The 17,546-nt window shown below is 65.7% G+C and carries 17 protein-coding genes; 6 read left to right on the forward strand and 11 right to left on the reverse strand.

Annotated elements, in window-relative coordinates:
* Positions 1-31 precede the first annotated feature (31 nt).
* The gene (locus ACGF7Y_RS05955; protein WP_393229709.1) at positions 32-1,276 is read right to left on the reverse strand and encodes an NADH:flavin oxidoreductase/NADH oxidase family protein; all 1,245 of its coding nucleotides are present in this window, start codon (positions 1,274-1,276) and stop codon (positions 32-34) included.
* A 195-nt stretch (positions 1,277-1,471) separates the two neighbouring features.
* On the opposite strand from ACGF7Y_RS05955, the gene ACGF7Y_RS05960 reads away from it, so the two are divergent.
* Positions 1,472-2,056, forward strand: coding sequence for a TetR/AcrR family transcriptional regulator (locus tag ACGF7Y_RS05960; RefSeq protein WP_393229711.1), 585 nt, complete (start codon positions 1,472-1,474; stop codon positions 2,054-2,056).
* A 55-nt stretch (positions 2,057-2,111) separates the two neighbouring features.
* On the opposite strand, the gene ACGF7Y_RS05965 is transcribed toward ACGF7Y_RS05960, so the two are convergent.
* Genes ACGF7Y_RS05965 through ACGF7Y_RS05975 form a run of 3 tightly spaced genes read right to left on the reverse strand, consistent with a single transcriptional unit; the run spans position 2,112 to position 5,571 of the window.
* A complete protein-coding gene (locus ACGF7Y_RS05965) occupies positions 2,112-3,638 on the reverse strand; it encodes a class I adenylate-forming enzyme family protein (RefSeq protein WP_393229714.1) in 1,527 nt (508 codons plus the stop codon).
* A gap of 11 nt (positions 3,639-3,649) precedes the next feature.
* Positions 3,650-4,597, reverse strand: coding sequence for an alpha/beta hydrolase (locus ACGF7Y_RS05970; protein WP_393229716.1), 948 nt, complete (start codon positions 4,595-4,597; stop codon positions 3,650-3,652).
* A gap of 8 nt (positions 4,598-4,605) precedes the next feature.
* Positions 4,606-5,571: an enoyl-CoA hydratase/isomerase family protein gene (locus ACGF7Y_RS05975; RefSeq protein ID WP_393229719.1), complete on the reverse strand. Its 966-nt coding sequence runs from the start codon at positions 5,569-5,571 to the stop codon at positions 4,606-4,608.
* Positions 5,572-5,736: 165 nt separating this feature from the next.
* Between ACGF7Y_RS05975 and ACGF7Y_RS05980 the strand changes: the two genes are divergently transcribed.
* On the forward strand, positions 5,737-6,441 hold the full coding sequence (locus tag ACGF7Y_RS05980) for a TetR/AcrR family transcriptional regulator (RefSeq protein ID WP_393229722.1): 705 nt from the start codon (positions 5,737-5,739) through the stop codon (positions 6,439-6,441).
* Between the two features lie 442 nt (positions 6,442-6,883).
* Here the strand turns inward: ACGF7Y_RS05980 and ACGF7Y_RS05985 are convergent, their stop codons facing one another.
* Both ACGF7Y_RS05985 and ACGF7Y_RS05990 read right to left on the reverse strand, forming a co-directional pair.
* Positions 6,884-7,798, reverse strand: coding sequence for an SDR family oxidoreductase (locus tag ACGF7Y_RS05985; protein WP_393229725.1), 915 nt, complete (start codon positions 7,796-7,798; stop codon positions 6,884-6,886).
* A gap of 97 nt (positions 7,799-7,895) precedes the next feature.
* Positions 7,896-8,597, reverse strand: coding sequence for a TetR/AcrR family transcriptional regulator (locus ACGF7Y_RS05990; protein ID WP_393229727.1), 702 nt, complete (start codon positions 8,595-8,597; stop codon positions 7,896-7,898).
* Between the two features lie 47 nt (positions 8,598-8,644).
* On the opposite strand from ACGF7Y_RS05990, the gene ACGF7Y_RS05995 reads away from it, so the two are divergent.
* Complete coding sequence (locus ACGF7Y_RS05995; protein ID WP_393229729.1) at positions 8,645-9,130, forward strand: hypothetical protein; 486 nt, start codon at positions 8,645-8,647, stop codon at positions 9,128-9,130.
* 248 nt (positions 9,131-9,378) lie between these two features.
* Here ACGF7Y_RS05995 and ACGF7Y_RS06000 read toward each other — a convergent pair whose 3' ends face one another.
* Both ACGF7Y_RS06000 and ACGF7Y_RS06005 read right to left on the reverse strand, forming a co-directional pair.
* Positions 9,379-10,371, reverse strand: a complete 993-nt coding sequence (locus tag ACGF7Y_RS06000; RefSeq protein WP_393230978.1) for an NADP-dependent oxidoreductase — start codon at positions 10,369-10,371, stop codon at positions 9,379-9,381.
* Between the two features lie 579 nt (positions 10,372-10,950).
* Positions 10,951-11,529 carry a hypothetical protein gene (locus ACGF7Y_RS06005; protein WP_393229731.1) on the reverse strand — a complete coding sequence of 193 codons (579 nt, stop codon included), beginning with the start codon at positions 11,527-11,529 and terminating at the stop codon, positions 10,951-10,953.
* A 324-nt stretch (positions 11,530-11,853) separates the two neighbouring features.
* On the opposite strand from ACGF7Y_RS06005, the gene ACGF7Y_RS06010 reads away from it, so the two are divergent.
* On the forward strand, positions 11,854-12,003 hold the full coding sequence (locus tag ACGF7Y_RS06010) for a hypothetical protein (protein WP_393229733.1): 150 nt from the start codon (positions 11,854-11,856) through the stop codon (positions 12,001-12,003).
* On the opposite strand, the gene ACGF7Y_RS06015 is transcribed toward ACGF7Y_RS06010, so the two are convergent.
* Positions 11,998-13,239: a methyltransferase domain-containing protein gene (locus ACGF7Y_RS06015; RefSeq protein ID WP_393229736.1), complete on the reverse strand. Its 1,242-nt coding sequence runs from the start codon at positions 13,237-13,239 to the stop codon at positions 11,998-12,000. The genes ACGF7Y_RS06010 and ACGF7Y_RS06015 overlap by 6 nt on opposite strands.
* Before the next feature lie 362 nt (positions 13,240-13,601).
* Positions 13,602-14,738 carry an FAD-dependent oxidoreductase gene (locus ACGF7Y_RS06020; protein ID WP_393229739.1) on the reverse strand — a complete coding sequence of 379 codons (1,137 nt, stop codon included), beginning with the start codon at positions 14,736-14,738 and terminating at the stop codon, positions 13,602-13,604.
* A 14-nt stretch (positions 14,739-14,752) separates the two neighbouring features.
* On the opposite strand from ACGF7Y_RS06020, the gene ACGF7Y_RS06025 reads away from it, so the two are divergent.
* Positions 14,753-15,565, forward strand: a complete 813-nt coding sequence (locus ACGF7Y_RS06025) for a TetR/AcrR family transcriptional regulator (protein ID WP_393229741.1) — start codon at positions 14,753-14,755, stop codon at positions 15,563-15,565.
* A gap of 343 nt (positions 15,566-15,908) precedes the next feature.
* Here ACGF7Y_RS06025 and ACGF7Y_RS06030 read toward each other — a convergent pair whose 3' ends face one another.
* Positions 15,909-16,646: a TetR/AcrR family transcriptional regulator gene (locus ACGF7Y_RS06030; RefSeq protein WP_393229744.1), complete on the reverse strand. Its 738-nt coding sequence runs from the start codon at positions 16,644-16,646 to the stop codon at positions 15,909-15,911.
* Positions 16,647-16,800: 154 nt separating this feature from the next.
* On the opposite strand from ACGF7Y_RS06030, the gene ACGF7Y_RS06035 reads away from it, so the two are divergent.
* Complete coding sequence (locus tag ACGF7Y_RS06035) at positions 16,801-17,364, forward strand: NADPH-dependent FMN reductase (RefSeq protein WP_393229747.1); 564 nt, start codon at positions 16,801-16,803, stop codon at positions 17,362-17,364.
* Positions 17,365-17,546 lie beyond the last annotated feature (182 nt).

Below are 17,546 nucleotides of genomic sequence, written 5' to 3' on the forward strand. Positions count from 1 at the left end.
TGACTCCTAACTCCGTTGGTGTGCGCGATACCTACAGGCCACGCTTGGGTGCGAAAGATGTCCGGCCGTTGCGGCGCAGCAGCGCGAGGACCGTGGCGACGCGACCCCGATTCAGGTCCGGCTCGAGACCGGCGCTTACACGGTGCAATTGGTCGGTGTGCCAGCCGAGGTCGAGTACCCCGTCGAGCCCCTTGAGGTCGGTGACCCTGCCCAGGACGCCGCGCATGCCGGCTCGCACCTGGTGCGCGGTGAGGGCCTGCGCGCGTCCGGCGAGGATCACGTCGGCGGCGTCTGTCGTCGTCGCGGTTGGTCGGCCGATGCCGACGACATCGCACTCACCGGAACGGACGGCATCGTCCATCGCGGCGCGGGACCGGAAACCGCCCGTGACCGCCAGCGGAATGTCGCCGACTTGGGCGCGGACTGTACGGGCGTATTCCAGGAAGTAGGCCTCCCGTGCCCGCGTACTGGACGCGGCCGTGCCCATCATGGCCGGCGACTCGTAGCTTCCGCCGCTGACCTCGATCAGGTCGAGGCCCTCGCGCGCCAATGCGGCCACGACACCGCGGGACTCTTCCTCGGTGAACCCGCCGCGCTGGAAGTCGGCCGAGTTGAGCTTGATGCCCACCGCGAAGCCGGGTGACACCCGGGCGCGGATGCGGCGGACGACCTCGAGCGCGAAGCGCATGCGTCGTTCGGGATCGCCGCCCCAGTCATCGTCGCGCTGGTTCGACAACGGCGAAAGAAACTGCGCCACAAGGTATCCGTGCGCGCCGTGCACCTGGACGCCGTCGAAACCCGCGGTCTCGCACACGGCTGCCGCGGCCGCGAAGCGTTCGATGATGTCCTCGATCTCGGCGGGTGTCAGCTCACGAGGCGTGGTCGCGCCGGGCATATTCAGGGCGATGGGGCTGGGGGCGACCGGGGTGTGCCCGAGCGCGAGCGGATTCGACTGGCGTCCGGGATGGTTGAGCTGAACCCAGATCGGGACGCCCGCATCCTTCGTCGTCTTGGCCCACCGGGTCAGCGCGTCGAGGTCACGCTCATCCTCGATGACGATATTGCCCGGCTCGCCGAGTTGTGTGCGATCGATCATGACGTTGCCGGTGATGAGCAGGCCGTAGCCGCCTCGGCTCCAGGTTGTGTAGAGCTGTTCCAGGCGGCCGTCAGGGGAGTTCGTCTTGTTGCCCAGCGCTTCGCTCAACGCGGCCTTCATGATCCGGTTGGGGAGCACCTGGCCACAGGGCAGTGTCAGCGGGTCGTGCAGGGAGGTCAAGAGATAGTCCTTTCGACTGGTCGGCCTCGAGCCGGATTCGTGTGTGCGGAGAGGCGCGGCCACATGGCCTCTGTTGCGGATAAGCGCTGAGGCCTGGCCGGCGCCGATTCGAGCTGCATTGAATTACGATCATAATATAATCGAGCGCGAGCGACCAGGGGCAAAATGGCTGTTCTGGTGTCGAAGGAGTATGGGATGCGTTACAAGAGTGAGCACAAGGACGCGACGAGGCGCCGGATCATCGAGGCGGCCGGTCGTCGGTTCAAGCGCAGCGGCATCGATGGCTCGGGGGTCGCCACGTTGATGAAGGATGCGGGGCTCACCAACGGCGCCTTCTATGCCCACTTCGGGTCCAAAGAGGATCTGGTCGCGAACGCGGTCGCCGATCAGCTGCGTGCGCAGGGTGACAGCGTCGGCGCGCAGGTGCGAGACCTTGTCGGACTGGAACAGTTCGTGCGTTGGTATCTGTCGGCGGAACATCGTGACAGCCGCGAGGACGGATGTCCCTCGGCGGCGCTCCTCGATGAGATCGGGCGTTGTCCGGATGCGACGAGGCGGGCGTATACCGACGGTGTGTTGAGGGTCATCGACGACATCGCCGCCCTGCTGTGGCCGGATGATCCGCAATCGGCGCGTGCGCGGGTGCTCAGTGTTTTTGCCATGATGACCGGGACCTTGCAGCTTTCCCGTGCCCTCTCCGACCGAAAGCTCGCCGACGACATTCTGGATGAGGGCATCAGGAATGTCCTCGCGCTGTTGGCCATCGCGCAAAAGGAATGACCCGCCGCAGGATACTGTGGCGGGTCATCGTCGCAGCAATTCGTGCGCGACGGCGTCACGACCCCGCGGCTCGAGCATGGGCTGTTCGTAGCGAGACCTTGTCGATCTTGCCGACCGCGTTCTTCGGAATGGCCTCCACCACGATGAACGAGGTCGGCCGCTTGTAGGGCGTGAGTTGCTCGGCGCACAGTGCTTTCAGCGCGGCGGAATCGATCGCCGAGTCCGGCCGTGGTTGCACATAGGCGACGACGATCTCCCCCCATTTCTCGTCGGGGACCCCGATCACGGCGGCCTCGAGGACGGACGGGTCGCCGACCAGGACGTCCTCGATCTCCTTGGGGTAGATGTTCTCGCCGCCGCGAATGATCATGTCTTTCGATCGCCCGACCAATGTCAGATAACCCTCGGCGTCGATATGGCCGATGTCGCCGGTGTGCAACCAGCCATCGACGATGACGCGCGCTGTTTCGCCCGGACGGCCGAGGTAGCCCCGCATGACGTTGGGCCCGCGCACAACGAGCTCACCGTCGACACCAGGAGCTACCTCGGTGCCGGAGTCGTCGACGATCCGAATCTCCTGCCCCGGGAAGGGGAGTCCCACTGTCCCGACGCGTCGGGGACCCGCGACAGGGTTGATGGTGGTGCCGCATGTTCCTTCGGACAGTCCGTAGCCCTCGATGAGGGGGAACCCATACCTGTCCTCGAACCGGGTCAGCAACTCGGCCGAGGCCGGTGCCGCACCGCAGATTCCGAAACGCAATGACGACGTGTCGGGCCGGACGCTGTCCGGGAGCGCGGCAAGGATGCTGTAGATCGTCGGCACCCCGCTGAAGAAGGTGGGGCGCTCGGATTCGACGAGGTCGAAGAAGGATCGGGGATCGAACCGGCCCGCGATGACGACACTCGCACCGGCCAGCAGCGGGGTGAGGATGCTGACCACGATGCCGTTGACGTGGAACAGCGGCAGGACCAACAAACACCGGTCGGTTGGGCCTACTCCCAGCGATTCGACTCCCATGGCCGCCATGGCGTCGATATTGGCGTGGTCGAGCATTACGCCCTTCGGCACGCCGGTGGTGCCGCTGGTGTAGATGAGCAGGGCCAGCGCCGACGAGTCCACCCGCGGCTGTCGAATCCGCTCCACCGCCGTTCGATGCAGGAGGTCCAATGCAGACGACTGCTCCGGTGCGAGACGCGAATTCGCCGCTTCGGTGTGCAGATCGCCCACTGCGAGGGTGGTGATGCCGTCTACCGGAGCCACGTCGTTCTCGACCACCAGCACGCGGGCGCCGGAGTCGTCGAGTTGTCGAATGACTTCGTTGTCGGTCAGGCTCGGATTGACCGGCGTGATGGTGGCACCCAGCCGCCAGGCTCCGAACAACAGCAGCACGAATTCGACGCGGTTCGTCAACTGGAGAGCCACGACATCACCGGGGCCGATCCCGAGTTCTCGAAGGTGATGAGATGCCGCTCGGACACGATCCAGCAGCTGGACATTGGTGAGCGACTGAGACCCGTCGGTGACCGCGGGCCCATGCGGGTCCAGCTCGGCGCGGCGGTCTGGCAGAGAAGCAAAATTCATCGCGAGCGTACCTATCTTGATGTGACGCGATCTGGTTCCGGAATCGAGGGGGCGGGCGCCGGGGCGAACTGGCGGGTCAGAAACTCGACCTGGTCACGGACCAACGCCTCGAAGGCATCGCCGAGATAGAAGTCGAAGTGGCCCGCGGCATACGTTTTGATCTCCCCTCGGGGCGCAGTGCGCGCGTATCGGAGGGTCTGTGCGGGAGGCGTGACGGTGTCGGTGTTGCTGACGCAGAAGAGGATCGGGACGGTGACGTCTTTCGCCACCCGCCCGGGCCGGTATGCGGCAATGGTCGGAATGACCCGCGCCGCCGCCTCGTTCACGAACGTCGACCTCTCGGGGATCAGCGCCTCGTAGCCGGGCAGCGCGTCGGGGGCGTTCATCAGAGCCAATGAACCGGGGGGTGCGGCGAGCGGAATCGTCACCGGCGCGCGGCCGAGAACCATGGCCGTCAGGTCCCGGGCCAGTACCGGAGCAAGTTTGAGTGACGCGACCGGGCCCAGCGCGAGCGCGGAGGCCAAACCGTCGGTGAATGGGCACTGGGCCACGGCCGCTCTGAGTTCGGGATGGCGGGAAGCGACGGTGATCGCGTGGCCACCGCCGAAGGAGCTGCCCCATACCGCGATGCGTGCGCCGTCGACGTCTCGACGGGCACGCACGTAGTCGATGGCGGCATCCCAGTCGGCCAGTTGCCTCTTGATCGACAGCAGCTGGCGAGGTTGGCCGCCGCTGTCGCCGAAGTGCCGATAGGTGAAGGCCAAGCAGGCGAGCCCGGCCTTCGCGAAACGCTCGGCGAAGGCGTCCAGGCGCATCTCGCGGGTCGCGCCGAGGCCGTGCCCGAGCACAACGACGGGCGGCGAGGTGACACCGGTGGGCAGGTAGAGCCACGCGGAGCAGGTGCTGGTGCCGGAAGAGAAATAGACGTCTTGGCGGGTGAAGGGCTTTCCAGCGGCCATGGCTTGTCTCATCGTCCGTTCGTCGAGCGACGCCTGGGCACAGTGCCCAGTTCGAGCGCTTGCTTGTAGATGTCCGGGTTGTAGAGGGGGAGTTCACCGGTGGATTCAGTGCTCTGCACGTAGTCGAGCATCAGTTCCTGGCCTTGTTTCGACAGCGCGGTGCCGAGGAACTCGGTGCGCTCGACGTGCAGGCCGTCCGTCAGCGACATCGAGCCCCCGAAATACACCGCTCGCTTGATGGCCTCGACCGATCCCTTCGTTCGTGCGCCGAAGTGTGCTGCGAGTTCGACTGCCCTCGTGACGACTTCGTCCTGCGGGACCACGGCGTCGACGGCCCCGTTGGCGAGTGCCTGCGCGGGTGTGAACGGCTTGCCTTCGAGGATCGCGACCAAGGACTTGTGGGTGCCGATCAGGCGAGTCAGTCGCTGGCTGCCGCCACCGCCCGGCATGATGCCGAGCAGGACCTCCGGTTGGCCGATGAAGAAGTCGCCGTCGGCCATCACCCGAAGATCGTTTGCCCAGGCGAACTCCGCTCCGAGGCCGAGGGCCGAACCGTTGAGCGCGGCGATGAAGATGACGCCGCTGCGGTTCATCTTCAGAAATGTCGTGTGCAGGCGCTCGAGCTCTACCGCGGGCCCCATCGGGGTGCGGTTCACCAACGGGCCCAGACGGGCCCGGTCCACATTCTTGGCGGTACGTGCGAGGACGGAGGCGCCGAGTCGGTTGACCGGGGGCACCGCGGCGCCACCCTCCTGCAGCCAGCGGACATCGGCATGGCTGACGAACCGCTCGGGATGTGCCCCGGTGAAGACGACCGCGTGCACGCTCGGGTCGCGGTCGACGCGATCCACCAACGCCTCGAGCTGGTTGGCGATCTCGAGGCCGAACAATCCGTGCGGACCGCCGTCGACGCGCACGATCAAAACTGCGCCGCGGTCCTCGATATCGAGGTGCCCTTTGCTGTGTTGTCTCATCGACTCTGCCTCCGTGATGAAAGTTGATAGGGATCGGCGAGCCGAGCGGGTGCCTGGCCACGCTGCAAATAACGAAGTTACAGAGTTAATATAACGAGGTTACAGGACGTGTGGCAATAGCCGGACCGACGCGGGCCGGGGCGGGTTGTGGAGTCAGGTGGAAATATGAGGAACGTGTCAGAGGATTCGACCACCGAAAGCGTGCCGGAGCGGCTGGTCAAGGCGACCATCGGTCTGCTGGCCGAGCAGGGGCCTTCGGCCATCAAGGCGCGGACGGTGGCCTCGGCGACCGGGCTGTCGACGATGGTGGTCTACAGCCACTTCGGTGGGATCCCCGAGCTCGTTCGTGCCGTCGTCGATCAGGGTTTCAAGGAACTCGGCCAAGCGTTCTCCCGTATGCCGGTGACCGCCGATCCGATCGCGGATCTGTTCACGATGGCGCTGATGTGTCGGCGCGTCGCCCGGGACAACCCTCACCTCTATGACCTGATGTTCGGTCTGTCCACGCGCGCGACATACCGGCCGATGGGGGATTCCGACATTCGTTTCAGCGGGCGTTCGCCGGCCTTCCGGGACGCTTACGCGCACATGGTCGAAGCGTGCCAACGGCTCGTCGACTCCGGCCGGATCGAGCAGCAGGAACCCGAGGTGGTCGCCGCCCAGTTGTGGAGCCAGGTGCACGGTTATATCACCCTCGAGCTGGCCGAGCACTTCGTCGATTTCAGCGACGCGGTTGTGCAGGTGATGCTGCCCATGGGGGTCAACTTCTCGGTCGGACTCGGTGACGAGCGGGAACGGGCTCAGGCTTCGCACGAGGCGGCCCTGCGCTTTTACGACTCGATCAATCCACGGCCGGTCCATCCTCGGTGAGCCGGGTCATTGGCGTGGCCTCGATCGCATAGTCCCATGGTGGGGCGGCAATGGCGCCGGCAGCGGCCCGCGGTGCCATCTCGGGATCGGTGCTGATCCGCACTGTCACCGGCACTGTCAGCCCGAGCCGCGCGCTTTCGGCGAGCACCGCCGCTTCGAATGCCGCGGTGTAGCGCCGGTATCGCCGTAGCCTTTCTGCGAATGGATCCAGACCGCCTCACGACTCCTCGATCCTCCTGCGACGAGCCGGGCGGCGCTGCCGACATCGGCGGCAGTTCGCTGACGAACAGGCCGCTCTGCCGAGCAGGCGCGTCGACCGGATCGACGGCGGCGGTGTGTACCCGGACGACAACCTCGCCGAGCGCGGGGACCGGCAGGGTGACGCGCTGGAGAACCTCCGGTCCGCCGAGCTCGTTCTGGCTGATGGCCTGCATCGTCTGGCTCATGGCTGTCTCCTGATCGTCACGGGTGTTGTGGCGGAAGGCTTTTTGTCGGCGCCAGGCGTGAGCTGGTCATGTCGCCCCAGTGCCTCGACCTCACGCTCCAGGGTGGGAACCAGTTGGGCCGCGAAGCGCCTCGCCCAACGCCAGGTCAGCGGCGAGTTCACGGCACCTTTCGTCCAGTTGGCCACGGAGACCGCGCGCGGTACGTACACGCGGGCACGTCGGCGCGCGGTTCCATCGACGATCGCGGCAGCCGCCTCGTCGACGCTCGTGGTGACATTGCCCGGATAGGGCAGCCTTTCGCGCATGCCCTGGAATGAGGGCAGGTCCGCTTCCGCGCCCCGGACGAGATCGGTGTCGATCCATGAGGGATGGACCACACCGACTGTGATACCGAGGTGCGCCACCTCCTGGCGGTAGGCCAGGGTGAGCATTTCGACTCCGGCTTTGCTCGCACCGTAGGAGGCCAATCCGGCCAGGGGCATGAACGACAGCGCGGACGCGATGACCAGCACGTGACCTCGGGTGCGCTCGAGATGCGGTGTCGCGTGCTTGAGGGTGCGGAAGACGCCGTTGAGGTTGATGTCCAGAACTCGATCGAACGATGCCTCGTCCATCTGCCGCACGGTCCCGTAGGCCGCGACTCCGGCATTGGCGACAAGGAAGTCGACGCCACCCATGATCTCCGCGCAGTCATCGATCGCCGACCGCAGCGCGGCGCCATCGCGCACGTCGGCCTCCCGCCAACATGCGGTGGGACCCAGATCTGCGGCTAGCGCGCGCAATTTATCGGGCTCGAGTCCGATCAGGGCCACTCGCGCGCCTCGGGCGGCGGCCAGACGTGCCACCTTTTCCCCGATGCCACGTGCTGCCCCGGTAACTACCAGTCGTCGACCTGCCAAGCTTCGTTGCATCAGCGGAGAATAACTTCGTTATAGATAGAAGGCAATAGCCATGGGGATTGCCGTGCCGGTTCGATGTCGGTGCCGCCGTCGTCCGGTGGCTATCCGCCTACTTCGAGCCGGCGCTCGGCGAGCGCGATGCGGCGGTCTCGGAGGCGTTCGCCGATTCGGCGGTGTCGCCCAAGCCGACCAGCAGGTTCACTGTCATCGGTTGCAGTATCTGGCGGACGGTGTCGGGGACGTGGGTGAAGGAACCTCCCAGTTCCAGCGTGATGAATCCGTGGACGCAGCTCCAGAGTTGGGTGGCGATGGCGTCGGGGTCCTCGTCGCTGCGTACGCGGCCGCTGCGTACGAGTCGAGCGCATGTCTCGACCAGATGTGCGTAGTCGGCCTGGAATTCCTTGGAGCGTCTGATGGCGCCGGAGTTCGAGGTTTCCCGTGGCCGATAGCTGCCACGGGTCGACAGGCCGAACATCGCGTCGTAGAGGTGGGGATTGTCTTGGGCGAACCCACGGTAGGCCAGCGCCATCGCAAACAGATCGGTGACCGGATCCTCACTCGGTGGTACGGCGACTAGGGTTCGGCCGCGGTCGCGGGATCCTTGCTCGATGACGGCTCGGAGTAGCTCGGGCACGCCACCGAGGTGGTAGTACACCGCCATCGTCGATACCTGCGCGGCCTCGGCCACCGACCGTGCCTTGATCTGCGACGGTCCCTTCTCGGCTAGCAGTCTCGTGGCCGCCTCGACCAGCCGTTCGACGATCTGATCGGGCGTCAATCGAGCGGCGGCTTCCTTGCTCGGTTTCGGCATCGGAGCCGCGTACCTCCAGGTTCGAGCTGCTGTGACTCGACGGCGGCGTGCTCGTCGCGCGTTTCATCGGCGATCAGCTGGGTTTGTTCGGCCGCGCGGATGCTCCCGGACTGTTCGATCTCGTCGAGCGTGCCGACCGTGATCCCGACGTTCGCGTGGTGGTGTTCACCGGTTCGCATCCGGGCCGATTCATCAGCCATGCCGATCTGGCGTGGCTGCGGGAAGACGGTTCGGTCATCCCACAGGTCGGCCGTGGTGTCACCAATGCGGTGGCGCGGATCGCCCATCAGTTCGGCCGGAACAAGCTCACCCGATGGGTGGCGCGCAAGACACCGCTGACCGGGGCGGTCCAGCTCGACCTCATGCACGAGACCCTGCTCCGGATGAGCACGAGCTCCACGATCTTCGTCGCGGCACTCAACGGGTCGGTGCTCGGTGTGGGCGCCGAGATCTCGTGGGCCTGCGACCTGCGATTGATGGCCGCCGGCAACCTTCTGGAAATCGAGGATGGAGACGGCACTCACCACAGCTGACCGGGCTCAGCCCTGTCGACCGCAGCAAGAACGGATCGAAGATCAGGTGATCTCCGTGCGAACGGAATCCCTTCGACCACAGGCGTTTCCGCTGCCAGCGCACACGAATCGATAGATGCGGTGAAGTGATGCGGAACACAACGAGCACTCCGGCGCCCGTCCCGAACTTGCGGTCGGCGAACCATGTCCCAGCGACATCGATGCTCAACGTCGGGGCAGTGCTTGCACCTCGGGGGTTGTGGCCTCGCTCATCGCGTTACGACGATCTTGCCGCTGGCGCGGCCCTGTTCGACGTACGCCATCGCCTCGAGTGTCTGATCGAAGGGGAAGGTGCGATCGAGCACCGGACGCAGGGTGCCGTTGTCATATAGCGCAGCCAGTTCGTTGAGTTGTGCGCCATTGGCCTTCATGAAGAAGAACGAATACCGCACTCCGTGTTTCTTGGCCTGCTTGCGGATCTTGCGGCTCAACAGTGCCATGACCGGCGCGAGGAGCGGTTGACCGACTTGTGCTGCGAAGGAGGGGTCGGGCGGGCCGACTACGCTGATGGCGAGTCCGCCCGGCCTGAGTACGGTCAACGACTTCTCCAGATTGGTGCCCCCGAGTGAGTCCAGCACGACGTCATATCCGGCGAGTACCTCGGAGAAATCCTTCTTGGTGAAGTCGACGACTTCGTCGGCGCCCAAGGCGCGGACCTTCTCGACGTCGTTGGTGTGGGCTGTGGTGGCGACGTAGGCGCCCAGATGTTTGGCGACCTGGATGACGGTCGAGCCGAGGCCGCCTGCACCGGCGTGGATGAGGACCTTTTGGCCTGGCTCGAGGTGGGCGACGTCGACCAGCGTCTGCCAAGCCGCCAGTGCGACGAGAGGTACGGCTGCGGCCTCATCGAACGACAAGGACCGAGGCTTGAGCGCCACATCACCCTCGTCGATCGCGATGAACTCGGCGAAGGTGCCGATCCGAAGGTCTCGCGGCCTGGCATATACCTCATCGCCGACCCTGAAGGCACGCACGTCCGCGCCGACCTCCGTCACGACACCAGAGACGTCGTGCCCCAGAATGAACGGCCGCTTGTACTTCAGCAGCTGCTTGAACTCGCCGTTGCGAACCATCTTGTCCAGCGGGTTGATGCTGGCCCCGCGGACCTGGACCAGAACGTCACGACGGCCCACGCTGGGCTCGGGAACGTCCGCGGCTCGGAGTCCGTCCTTGCCGTAGGACTCGACAATGAACGCCTTCATGTCACCTGCCTTCTTCTTCTCTCGGGTGATGATGCGCAGCGTGGTGGCCTCGGAGCGCCTTGGCCACTTGCCGATGGCATTGCGCGTTGCCGACGGCACTGCGCGGAAATGTGTCCTTGTAGCAGCGGGTAAGCCCGCGTCATGCCACTGTTAAGCTACCACAAATATAACCAAGTTATTGCCACCGTCGAGCCGCCAACACCTGAGATCGGTGCCGCGGTAGTCGGCCCCACGGGGTGAAATAGCACACGAGGAGCTCGACATCTTGTCGGGCTATTTCGGTGTGGGCCTCGGAAAGGGAGAGAGAGGTCGGAAGCGTGGCGGTGGATTCGGCGGAGAGCGCGGGCCGCAACCGACACGCTCGCTATCCCGGGCAGCCGCAGATTCTCGACTACCTCCGACAGGTCGTCACCGAGCGCCGGATCACCGCACATCTACGGCGGGGCACCGCCATCAGTGAAGTGGTTCTATCGGTCATCTGTGGCGTCACTCATCGGTGAATATCGACGTCGCTCGGCGACGGGAGATCTTTGTATCGGCGAATTCCGGCGTCGGGGTTCCAGGTCCCCCGCAAAACGGCTACTGGCCGCAGAGGCCCCATGCGTCGAGTCCGCTGTAGATATGGGCCTCCTGGCAGCGGGGGGCGGTGTAGCCGACGGCTTCACCGCGGTAGATGGCGACGAGTGAGTCCTTGCCCCGCCACCAGGTGTCGGTGAGTCCCTGGACCTCGGGTACGGGCTCGAATCCGTCGAGATCCACCTCTTCGACAGCGTCGCCCTTGATTCTCGTGACGGTCCGGGCCCAGCGGCCGGCGTGGTGGGCCAGTGCCAGGGCTTCTACCCATCCCTGCGTGCCGGCGTGCAGAGGTACCCAATGGTCGGCGTCGATTCCGAATTCACCTCGGGGCCCGATCATGAATCCGTAGGCCATGGATACGCGGCAGTCGCCGGCTGGAAAGCGCCACCCGTCCGCGGCCGGGCCCTCCGGGACGTCGGCTTCGAGAACACGCGGGCCGCCCTCGTATGCGGGAGCAGGGGGCAGGACGAGGCCGCCCCACATCTCTTGGAAGGCCACGGCCCGGTCGATCTCGGCAGCAGGTATCCCGTGCTCGAGCCACACATCCCGATAGGGGCGGATATCCAGGCAGGGAAGACGCATTCCGTGCGTTTCGACGAAGCACTGGGCCCGGCGGCTCAGTCCTTCCGGCGTTCGAGGCGGCAACGGCGCTCGCGCGTCCCTCATGAGCCGATAGCGCAGGCCGAACAGCACGAGCAGAGGAATCCGAGATCACCGAGCATGATCGGAGCTTAGATCGTGGCTCACGACGATCTGCGGCCGTCCGTGACCGTGCGCCTGTGATGTCGAATTTCACCGTCACGACTCACTTCGCACGAACCCGACGCGGTGTCGGAATTATCAGCGCCTGCAGGCCGAGTCTGTCCTCCACCGGCGCGGCCGGACCGCGTGATACACGTCTGCTCGATGAATCCGATCATCATCGCGGTGGCGAAAATCGGCGAAGCCGGGCCAGTCGGGCGCTACGCCGGGGACGGTGTGCCTTGTGGTGACGACCATGCTTTCGCGGTGGTCAGCCCAGGCTGCAACAAGGTTGCCGCTGTGATGTTGTCATAGGATTCCTACTCGCATGTTGAGCGGCCAGGTGATTCGTCGCGTTGTCGTGGGTTCGCCCCACAGTTCGGTCAGATCGGCCGCGAACGCGTGCAGGACTTCGGTTCTATCGGCGTCCTGTGCCCGGCGGACCGCGGACCACGTCGACAGGTAGCCCATGAACTCATCGAGGGTCCAATGCTTTTCGATCCGCATGGCCGGCGCGGGATACTCGTCGAAGGGGAAGTCGATATCGGCGTACCCGCTGTCGACGAGTGCGCGTTCCGGTGGCCAGAATGGCCCGATTTCCTTGTGGTAGAAGCGCGTGAACCGTTCCTCGAGCTCGGGCTCGAGTCGCACCACCCCGTAGCTGATCAACGCGATCACCGCACCTTCGATCGCGATGCGCCGGACTTCGGCGTAGAACGCCGGCCGGTCGAACCAGTGCGCCGCTTGGGCTGCGGTGATCAGGGACGCGCTGCGACCGGGGATCGGTAGGCGCTCCGCGGGTGCGTGGAGATAGCGAACTCGTTCCCGCGGCGGTGCGTGCTCGATTTGTTCGGCGCTGGGGTCGACCCCGATCGTGGTGGCGAAGTAGGCGGCGAGTTGCGAGGTCAATTGTCCACTGCCGCAACCGACGTCGACGGCGAGGTCTGTGGACGGCGCCATCGAGGCGAGAAACATCGGCAGCCGAGCGGGGTACTCGGGGCGAAACCGCGCGTAGGCCCGGCCGTCGCGATCGAACCAATTCCGTTCCGGCGTCGCACCCGTCGAGAGCGGATCGTCCCGCTCGGTGCGCCGCCGCCGCGCCCGCTCGAGCCTGGTCGCGAAACCTGTGCGTTCGAGCGCGGCCGCGGCGTCCCCGAGGACCTGCCGCAGCGGGAATCCGATTTCGGACTCCAGTTCGGCGATCGCGGCAAAAGTGTTCTCCCAGTGCGGCTTCAGCAGTTCCACCAGCTCGCGACCACCGGGGGTCAGCTGTATGCCACTCTTGCGGGCGTCGGCGAGTTGCTCGCGTGCTACCAGCCCGTCGGCGACCATCAGTCCGATGGTCTGACTGATAGCCCCCTGTGTGACATGGCTGAACGCGGTGATCTCCGTAACTGTCTTCGCGCCGAGGCTCATTGCCCGCAAGACCGGGGTGTACCGGGGCCGATACGACATCCCCAGCGAGTCATACGCTTCCCCGGCACCCTTATCGACCAATTCGCCGACGTAGCGCAAGAGTTCACCGAGTCCGGGCGTGGGTCTCACGATCACAGGCCGAGAATACATTAGCGCTAATTAAACTAGCGAGTTGTCCTCCGCTGGGGTTCCGACTTCGGCGGTACGCGACGCCATCCGAACTCGGCCGCCGGTGATCCGAGGCGAGCTCTTGGTCCCCCCGCGCCTTTCGACCCGGGATCGCCGCCGCTCTACCGCTGCTTCCGGTCCCATGTTCGGACTGAACTACAGCTCAGCGTAAGTGGCGGGCGGGACTGATGTCATAGGGGCCGGCCCTTCCTTCGCCTACGCGTCCGCGCCACCCTGTTCTGACCCCGCAGTCGAATCCCCGGCGCGATCCGGACCGCGGCGGGCAGGGGAGCGCCGTACAGACGCTCACCGGCTGGCCGTGATTGTGGTCAGTCGGTGAACATGCGGGCGGCCATGTGCCGGGAGTTGTCGATGGCCTGGCGGCCGCGGGGCAGCATGACCGCCTGGTATGCGGCGACGGCTTCGATCAGTGTTTTTTCACCCCGTGCGGCGGAGAGGATTTCGCCGGCCAGAGTGGCGGCGTCGGCCAGGGCGGTGTTCGCGCCCGCGCCAGCGGTCGGCGGCATGGTGTGGATCGCGTCGCCGAGCAGGGTGACCGGGCCGGGCTCCCAGGCCGGTATCCGCCCGCTGATGCGGAAGGTGATCGGGAAGAACGTATCGGTATCGGAGCGGGCGTAGATCTCGCCGATCACGGGGTGCCAGTCGGCGATGGTGTCGGCCGAGAGTTTCCACAGCTGTTCCGACGACATGCCGAACAACACATCGTCGGTGACGCCGAGACGGTGCGGGGTCGCGATGAGGGTGACCATCAGGTAGTCGGGCCGTTCGTCGGTGGGGGTGCGGAACCGGACGGTGCCGAATCCGGCACCGCAGGTGCTGTCGGCGGATACCCAGCACAGTCCGCGCTCGAATTCCTCGGGCGACAACCGGCCGGTGAGGGTCATCCGGCCGTAGATGCAGCGCAGCCCGAAGTCGTCGACCACGGCGTCGGGCAGCAGTTGGTGGCGGATGGCTGATCCGGCACCGTCGGCGCCGATCAGTAGATCGCCCTCGTCGCTGCTGCCATCGGCGAACTCGACCCTCACCCGGCCGGTGTCGAGCACCTGATAGCCCGATACCGTGCGCCCGAACTCGATGATCTCGTCGAGGCCGGTGAGCAGCCCCCGGCGGAAGGTGTTGCGATCGACCGCGGTGAGCTGAGCGTCGGAGATGTCGGGGAATTCCTGCGCGAACACTCGCTGCAGCCCGGTGGTGAACGAGGTCACCAGGTCGCCGTTGCGTCCACTGGTGCGGCGCAGCAGATCCAGCACCTGCGGTGTGAGGCAGTCGACCAGGGCGGCATTGCCGGACGGGTCGATGTGGATGCGATAGCCCTGGTTACGCGTATGCGGCGTCGGGTCCTGCTCGTAGACGGCCACGTCGACTCCGCCGTGGTGCAGCGCCTGCGCCAGCGTCAGGCCTCCGACACCACCGCCTGCGATGAGAACTCTTGTGCTGTCCGACATTTCGATCTCCCTAGTTGAGTGCGGCCGCCTGTCGACCGGGATCGTGGCTTCATATTGTGCCGGGCGTCCCGCTGTTGTCAATCATTCATTTGAAACTGACAAGGAGTTATTTGATAGTGCTCGATGGTTGTATGATCGGTGGCATGTCTGCGTCCAAGCCCCGCCGGTCGCCCGCGCCGCAGGAGCGGCAGCGCGATCCCGAACGCACGCGCGCGCTGATTCTGGACGCGGCGATGGCCGAGTTCGGTGCACACGGGTATGCCGGTGCCCGGATCGGAGCGATCGCCGCTCGCGCCGGGGTGAACGTGCAGCTGATCTCGTACTACTTCGACGGCAAACAGGGCCTGTATCAAGCGATTTCGCAACGGTGGCAGCAGCGTCGCGGGGTGCTGGTCGCGCCGGATGCGCCGTTGCCCGAGCAGTTGCGCCGCTATGCGCTGGAGGCGTTGCACAATCCGGACGGGGTGCGCCTGTTGGCCTGGAACGGGCTCGAATACCGCGGGAACCGCGATACCGGAGCCGAATCACCCTCGGACGCCGGACTGTTCGCCGACAGCATCGACGAGCTGCGCAACCTGCAGCATGCCGGTCGTCTGCCCGGCGATGTCGACCCCGCTTGCCTGGTGATCATGCTGATGGCCGCGGCGATGGCACCCACCACGCTGCCGCATATCATCGAAGGCGTCTGCAACACCGACCCGCGCTCACCCGAATTCCTCGAACGATTCGCCGACCAGATAGCCATCCTCGCAAGCCACCTCGGGCTTGGGCCCTCCCCGGTGTCCGAAAACCCAGGAGCGGCGCTGCCCGCCGAGGCTCAGACGTGACCCACCACTCGCGCCGCGCGACCCATGCGCGAAGGCATGATCCCGCGCCTGCGCCGCGAGACCCGGATCGAACAGGCGCGGTGCCTGACCCCGGTCACGAGACGCGGTGATCGCTGGGGACCGCAGAGTATTACGGCCCATGAGACTGGGCCAGTGGCGCGAAAGTCGCGCTTGGCCCCTCAGCGCACCGTCCCAATCTGAGATGCCATGTGCGGCAGTCGGTTTCTTATCAGTGGCTGGCTTCGCCGGCCGCAAATCCCGACCAGTGCGCTGCGGGCGCCGCGGGGGTGTCTCTGTAGCGGGCCTTCGGTCTATTCTGCGCCGACCGATCCTCGGGTGGTCCTCAGATGGCCAGGCGCGCTGCGATGCCATCGAGGACAGAGTCCAGACCGATCTCGAACTGCCACTGCACGTCGTCCTTGCGGTCGGCGTCGTGGATATAGCGTGCGTACATCGGGTAACGGCCCGTGTTCAGGAGCCAGGTCATCTGTGTGGCCAATCCCGCGCGGGCCTCCTCACGGGTGGACCATCCGCGCACGTGGAGCATCTGACTCAGCCTGACCTCCGAGTCGACCGCGCCGTGTACATAGGCGGTGACGGTGCTGTAGACCGCCATGGCGGTGTCCACATCGAACCCCAGGCCGTCGAGCGCGACGAGGGCCGCCTCCGTCACGGCCAACTGGTTCGGGGTCGGCGCGCCGCACGCCACCCGCGTCACCCAGGAGTGTGCCAGCAGGACCTCCCTTATGCGCAGGGCGACGGACCGTATGGTCGCGCGCCAGCCGTCCTTGTTGTCGGGCAGAGCCAGCTCCCCGTAGACGAAGTCGACCATCAGCTCGAGTAGCTCGTCCTTGCCGGTGACGTAACGGTAGGCGGCCATGGGGGCGACACCGAGTTCGGTGGCCAGGCGGCGCATGGTGACTGCGTCGAGTCCCTCAGCGTCTGCGATGGCGACAGCGACCTCGGCGATCCGTGGGGGAGTGAGGGTCACGCGGGGAGCAGGCGTCGGCCGTTCGATGCGCTCCCACACCGAGACGGGGTTCTTCTCCTCGCTCGCCGACCGTCTTTCCTGGGAGGCCATCGCTTGGGTTCCTTCCGCCGGATGATGTCGTGTACATCGTAACTGGTGTGGACACGGTACACGCCGATGTGTACGTTGTATTTCATGGATACAACGTACACATGGTTGAGGGGTTTTCGTGGCTGAATCGACTACCGGAATCCTGCGCATCGCAGTGATCATCGGCAGCACCCGGGACGGACGGTTCGGTCCGGTCGCCGCCGACTGGATCGCCGGACATATCGCCCAGCGCGAGGACGTGACGGCCGACCTCATCGACCTCGTCGAGACGCCCCTGCCGACTGTTTTCCCGGCGTTCGGGCAAGCTCCTTCCGACGAGGTCATGGCACAGTTGGGCGCCGTGTCGCCGCGGCTGGCCCAGGCTGATGCCTTCGTGATCGTCACGCCCGAGTACAACCACAGCTTCCCCGCATCGCTCAAGAACGCCCTCGACTGGCACAACGAGCAGTGGCACGCCAAGCCCGTCGGCTTCGTCTCCTATGGCGGCTTAGCCGGCGGGCTGCGCGCCGTTGAGCATCTTCGTGTCGTGCTCGCCGAACTCCACGCGGTCACGATCCGCAACACCGTCAGCTTCCACAACTACGGTGAGGTCTTCGGTGTCGACGGCAAGCCGTCCGACCCCGGGTGTGACGTCGCAGCCGAAGCAATGCTCGATCAGCTCAGCTGGTGGGGGCAGTCCCTGCGCGAGGCCAGACGCGTCCGCCCGTACGCCGTCTGACATCGCGTCAGCGATGAACGACCGTCACTCCCGCGCTCCTTTCGCGGCGCAAGACGGACGACAGATCCTCACAGTAGGTTTCCCCGACCTGGGGCGACCTCGAGCACTACTGCCCCGGACTCCTATCAGCGACCGAGGCGGAACTCCGGCCCATACGCCCAAGCCGCCGACCGCATGGCCGG

This window comes from Nocardia sp. NPDC047654 (assembly GCF_043205035.1).
Lineage (GTDB): Bacteria > Actinomycetota > Actinomycetes > Mycobacteriales > Mycobacteriaceae > Nocardia.